The organism is Erwinia sp. PsM31, assembly GCF_030433775.1.
Classification (GTDB): domain Bacteria; phylum Pseudomonadota; class Gammaproteobacteria; order Enterobacterales; family Enterobacteriaceae; genus Erwinia; species Erwinia aeris.
The window spans coordinates 1-5,395 of sequence record NZ_JARUWZ010000053.1 but is presented as its reverse complement, the minus strand read 5'-3'; the positions used below and the strand labels follow the sequence as shown (position 1 = coordinate 5,395).

The following is a 5,395-nucleotide window of genomic DNA, read 5'->3' as shown; positions in this document are numbered from 1 at the left end:
GCTGGGGACGCTCGCGGCGGGGCTGGCGGGCGGGCTTGCCGGGGACAGTGCCGGCGGTGCGGTGACGGGCGCGCAGGCCGGGAAGAATGCGGTTGAGAATAATGCGCTGAGTGTGCAGGAAAACCAGTCCCGCGTTCAGGAAATGTCGCAGTGTCAGGGCAACAAAGCCTGTGAAGGCGCAGTAACCGAGAAGTACAAGCAGATTTCAGCAGCACAACAAAAGCGCGTGATGGAGTGTACAGGCGCTCAGGACTGTGTTGATAAAGCGAATGAAGTTGGCAGGTTACAGGCTGATTATGCTAACCGTACCAGTGAGTTGCTGGAAAAAGCCCGAGCTGATGGCGGTCTGAGTCCGGCAGAACAGAACGAGCTTTCAATCCTTCAGGTGACTACGATCCAGCTTGAGGCGGACAGAAATGCGGCGATTCATAATGCGCTGATGTCCGGTGATTCACCTGAAGCGAAGCAGCTCGCGATAAACTCGCTGGCACAGGTGGCAGGAACCAGTGCCGCGGGAATTGCGGCAGGAGTTGGGAAAAATAAGCCTAATACTGGAGGAAGTGCAGTCAAAAACGGAGCGAAAAACGCACCAGAGACGCAAACTAGTGTTGATAATAAATTAACTAATTACCTGTTAGCGAAAGATCATCCTGTTGGCGGAAGCAAGGCTGAATGGTTTGATAAAGCCCTCGGTTTTAACAAAGGGAATTCAAGCGATCTTGCGAAACAAATTGTCTTCGAACCAGGCAAAGCTGTGAAAACAGCAGAAACGCAGCACGGTGTTAAATATGACCAAGTAATATCTATCACTGGTGCTAACGGAAGAACAATAGATGTGAAATTCGGTTGGATTAAGAATAATGATGGTGTCGTTAGACTTGTGACAGCTATTCCGGCTAAGAAATAACGGGTGCTAAAATTATGATTAAAGAATATGATGTCGTTAAGGCCACTAAAGTGTTATCTGACTCTATAGCTGCAGGATGTAAAGGTGCTGTTGTCATGGTATATACAGAACCTACTTTAGGCTATGAAGTAGAGTTTGTTGATGCTAATGGTGAGACGTTAGATGTTTTGACTGTTTATCCAGACGACATTCGGCTATTGAACTAATATTATGCTCCAATAAATGAAATCCCGGCCAGTGAGCCGGGATTTTTGCTTTCAAGCCCTTGAATCCCCCGCTTACCGCCGCTGCAACCGGAGCACACCGGGCGCAGCGGTAATCTCCAGCTGAACGGCGCGGTTATTGCGAGTACGGCAGATGCCAGCCTGAATAAACTCGACACCGGCACGCTGGGCTTTGGCGACATCCACAATCACGCGGACTATAAGGTAGAGCACCAGAGTGCGGGGATAAGCACGGGCGGCAGCGTGGGCGGTCAGTTCGCCGGGAACATGGCGAACGGCATGCTGGCGGGGCTGAACGACAGCGGCAGCGCGGACTCGGTGACGAAGGCGGCGGTATCGGAAGGTACGATAGTTATCCGCGATAAGGAAAAGCAGACGCAGGACGTTGCAGACCTCAGCCGCGACGTGGCTAACGCCAATCCGGGGCTGGACGTCATCTTTGATAAAGAGAAGGAGCAGAACCGGCTGAAGGCGGCGCAGCTGATAGGTGAGATAGGCGCTCAGGCGGGAGATATCGCCCGGACGCAGGGCCAGATAGCGGGGATGAAGGCGCAGCAGGACCCGGCGGCTCTTCAGGCGGCGCGTGAGCAGCTGGCGGCAAGCGGTAAGCCCTATACGGAAGCCGATATATCGCAGCGGGCGTCACCGTACCTGGCGGAAAAGATACACGAGCTGACCACAGATGCGAACGGTAAGGTTAATGTCCAGGCGAACCTGATGGCGCACGCGGTGCTGGGTGCGGTAACCTCGTACGCGGCGGGCAATGCTGCGCTGGCCGGAGCCTCGGGCGCGGTGATGGGCGAGTACATCGCGCAGCAGCTGTATCCGGGCGTTAAACGTAAAGACCTGTCTGAGGAGCAGCGACAGACGATAAGTGCGCTGGGGACGCTGGCGGCGGGTCTGGCGGGCGGGCTTGCCGGGGACAGTGCCGGCGGTGCGGTGACGGGCGCGCAGGCCGGGAAGAACGCGGTTGAGAATAACTTCCTTTCGGTCACGAAGAATGAAGCACTAATCAAAGCTATTGAAGACCAAAAAGCTGGCAAGAATCTATTGGAAGCTTCGCAGACTATAGTCAGGGCAACGAATGAGGATAGAGCCAGCAATCTGCTGGTAGGCAAATTCTTGAAAGGAACGATCACGGATGGTGAAAAGCAGCAGCTGGCAGGATTGCTTAACCAGTACGGCATAGAGTTGCAGGCGGTGTACGGATATTCATCAAATAAAGCCAGCGATGCAATACGTTCGCTTCTTTCAGGCAATGCTTTTGTAGCATCACAAGCAGATGCAAGAGCCTATAATGAGGCACTGGGTTATTTAAAGACCTACAGCGCTCAATCAGGGCAAGCAGCATTGGGAACCGATGCACTTATGGTTCTTCCTGGAGTACCCGGAGCACTGGTACGTGGTAGCGTAGCCGTCGGAGGAGCTTATCAGACTGGTACAGGTATTGGGCAAATAAGTGAGGGCGAATATGCAAAAGGTCTTGCCAATGTTGGCTTAGGTACGGCGATAGTTTTGGGAGGCAGGCAGGGTAGTAAAGTTGTGGGCAATACTGATGGCTCGATAGTTTCTCCAACTCAGCTAGCGACTCAGGACAGCTCACATGTATTAGATCGTCAAACGCACACATCAATACCTAAAGTGACAGCGGAACTGACAGATCCGATAACCGGGAAGACTTTTATTGATACAAATCAGGGTAATAGGCCAGACTTTTACTTGGGTGAAGCAAGTAGACCGACCCTAATTAACGATAGAATAGAGTCTAAAATAGAGAAAAATCCTGGTAAATATTTACCTAATGGGAATATGGCTTCTGCCCATGCTGAAGTTGGCGCTATCCAACAGGCATTCGATAATGGGATTACGGTTGGCAAAGATATGAGTATGAGAGTCACAAAAGAACCCGTATGTGGATACTGTCGTGGAGATATTGCTGCGATGGCAGATAAAGCAGGTTTAAAATCCCTCACCGTTTATGAGGAAAGCAGTGGGAAAACATTGTATTGGAATCCAGGGATGAAATCATTAAAGGAGAAAAAATAATGTCTTTTTCAATGAGTTGGACACTAAATGGTTGCGGAGGAAGTGATAATTATCCTCTTTGGAATGCTATTAAAATTAAATTAGATGCTTTGAGAAATGGATATGGAACGCTGACATTAGATATTAACGAAAATGATGAGGGACCTCAAATGCTACAAATAAGAGCCGAGGCAGGGAATTATTTATTAATGCTAGGGGAAATAATAAACGATGATTATGAGATAAGATCTTTTTTTGATGAAAAAAGAAGCAATGAAAAAGTAAATATATTAGGGGATTATTGGCCTGCAAATCAGATCACAACTGATTTTTCATTCGTAACTAAAGTTATTAGTGAATTTTTTCATACTGGCGATGTACGGAAAATAATGCTGAATTAGTGTTGAGAATAACGCATTAAACGTTAAGCAGAATCAGTCCCGTGTTCAGGAAATGATACAGTGTCAGGGTGACAAGTCTTGTGAGGGAACCGTCACTGAAAAATATAAACAGATTTCAGCCGCACAACAGAAGCGAGTTGTTGAGTGTACGGGCGCTAAGGACTGCGTTGATAAGGCAAACGAAGTCAGCAGATTGCAGACCGAATATGCTAACCGCACCAGTGAGCTGCTGGAAAAAGCGCGAGCTAATAGCGGACTGAGCGCGGCAGATCAGAGCGAGCTTTCAATCCTTCAGGTGACAACTATCCAGCTTGAAGCAGACAGAAATGCGTCGATTCATAATGCATCGATGTCTGGTGATTCACCTGAAGCGAAGCAGCTTGCGATGAATTCGCTGGCTCAGGCGGCTGGAACCAGTGCAGCGGGAATAGTTGCAGGAGCAGGTAAAGGAAGTAAACTCCCTGCAAGTGCTGAAAAAAATGTCGTTATCGTGGACTTCGGTAAGAAAGGTGCCTGGAACAAAGCGATGAACAAGCCAGAGCGAATACGATTTATAAGGTTGATGGCAATAAGACTTACCATACTGACGAATTAAGTAGGCCGAGTGATGTTAAGGCTACGCTCGAATTAGCTAAAAATGATCGTAATATTTATCAGCAATGTAAAGGTGGGAAATGTGGCAATCCTGGAGATGAGGGCGGGTATTTAATAGCTAGTATCTTCGGTGGGCCAGGTGAAAGATTGAATATTGTTCCAATGAATGGAAACCTCAATAAGGGAGCCTGGAAAGCTATGGAAAATAGCTGGGCTAAAGATCTTAAAGCCGGTAAAAAAGTAGATGTACAAATACAGCCTATTTATAGTGATAGCAATAAACATCCCAGTAGTTTTAATGTGACTTATTCTGTTGACAATGGAAGACCAACTCGTGTAAACATTGATAATGCTCCGGGAGGGAAAAGTGAGTCTGGACGATGAAATATATAGTGAAATCGGTCAGTTGCTGTACAAGTCAGCTCCTGATGATGCAAAAATCATTGTAATGGATGCAGAACTATCGAACGAAGGAGATAGCTGTCGTTTTAATTACGATTACATCAATATGAATGGTGAAAAAAACTGGTTTTTGCCTGAGCATGGTTTAACTGACCAGAGGTTAAGAGAATTATTGGTAATGCTTAGAACGTTCTTTTTGGAGAATTTTAAATCTCAGGAAAAACCATTCTGGCATGGTTGTGTAGCTACATTAAATGTAGAAAAATCAGAGATTAATATTGATTTTAAATACGATGAATAAGACAAATATCCCGCCCATCGAGCCGGGATCTTTTTATCCGTCACTTAGTAACGGGCCTGATTACAAGTTGCCCTTGCCCCATAGTCACGGTAACCGGCGTATCGGTTGCAAACCCGGCCTCTTCCAGCCAGTTGCCCTTAAGGTTAAGGCTGAGGCAGCGGCTGTAATACGTGGTCGTATCATTACGATCCGCGTGGCCAATACTGACATATCCCACCTTTAATCGCCGTAAGGCTTTGGAAATACTTACTTCTGGCTTAGTATCATGCTCAGCCATATCGACTACTCCTGTTAGTTGGTTGTGATCAACGGCAGGCATGAGGTGCGAACTTACGTCTGCTGCGCTCAGTTAACGTCTGTTATTAAATCCTATTACCTGCTCTACCATCGACTTCTTGACAAAACTGTCCAGCACGGCGATCAGCGCCTGCTGATCGGAGTCCGGCAACAGATCCGCCTTCTGCCACAGGGCACGACCTTTTCGGCGCGCAACCTGACGCTGACCTCGGAGCAGGACAGCGACCGCTACGACAGCAGGCAG

At 48.0% G+C, this 5,395-nt stretch carries 8 protein-coding genes and 2 pseudogenes; 8 read left to right on the top strand and 2 right to left on the bottom strand.

Annotated features, from left to right (window positions below):
- The 8 genes and pseudogenes from QCD69_RS22300 to QCD69_RS22270 form a co-directional block, all read left to right on the top strand.
- The coding region (locus QCD69_RS22300; protein WP_301253553.1) for a DUF6883 domain-containing protein at positions 1 to 907 on the top strand (907 nt) is incomplete at its 5' end.
- 14 nt (positions 908 to 921) lie between these two features.
- Positions 922 to 1,113, top strand: a complete 192-nt coding sequence (locus QCD69_RS22295; protein ID WP_125290993.1) for a DUF4926 domain-containing protein — start codon at positions 922 to 924, stop codon at positions 1,111 to 1,113.
- A 117-nt stretch (positions 1,114 to 1,230) separates the two neighbouring features.
- A pseudogene (locus QCD69_RS22290) lies at positions 1,231 to 2,121 on the top strand (VENN motif pre-toxin domain-containing protein); the annotation flags it as partial.
- 378 nt (positions 2,122 to 2,499) lie between these two features.
- Positions 2,500 to 3,177 (top strand): cytidine deaminase-like fold-containing protein, encoded by a 678-nt coding sequence (locus QCD69_RS23015; protein ID WP_441004994.1) that lies wholly within the window; start codon positions 2,500 to 2,502, stop codon positions 3,175 to 3,177.
- Positions 3,177 to 3,557, top strand: coding sequence for a DUF6911 family protein (locus QCD69_RS22285; protein ID WP_125290998.1), 381 nt, complete (start codon positions 3,177 to 3,179; stop codon positions 3,555 to 3,557). Before QCD69_RS23015 ends, QCD69_RS22285 begins: the two co-directional genes overlap by 1 nt.
- Before the next feature lie 52 nt (positions 3,558 to 3,609).
- A complete protein-coding gene (locus QCD69_RS22280; protein ID WP_301253552.1) occupies positions 3,610 to 4,152 on the top strand; it encodes a hypothetical protein in 543 nt (180 codons plus the stop codon).
- Entirely contained in the window at positions 4,071 to 4,535 is a 465-nt protein-coding gene (locus QCD69_RS22275) for a DNA/RNA non-specific endonuclease (protein WP_367317876.1), read from the top strand. The genes QCD69_RS22280 and QCD69_RS22275 overlap by 82 nt, the downstream gene beginning before the upstream one ends.
- Complete coding sequence (locus QCD69_RS22270; protein ID WP_125291009.1) at positions 4,519 to 4,854, top strand: hypothetical protein; 336 nt, start codon at positions 4,519 to 4,521, stop codon at positions 4,852 to 4,854. The genes QCD69_RS22275 and QCD69_RS22270 overlap by 17 nt, the downstream gene beginning before the upstream one ends.
- A 40-nt stretch (positions 4,855 to 4,894) precedes the next feature.
- On the opposite strand, the gene QCD69_RS22265 is transcribed toward QCD69_RS22270, so the two are convergent.
- Positions 4,895 to 5,131: a SymE family type I addiction module toxin gene (locus QCD69_RS22265; RefSeq protein ID WP_301253551.1), complete on the bottom strand. Its 237-nt coding sequence runs from the start codon at positions 5,129 to 5,131 to the stop codon at positions 4,895 to 4,897.
- A gap of 72 nt (positions 5,132 to 5,203) precedes the next feature.
- Positions 5,204 to 5,395, bottom strand: a pseudogene (locus tag QCD69_RS22260) (hypothetical protein); the annotation flags it as partial.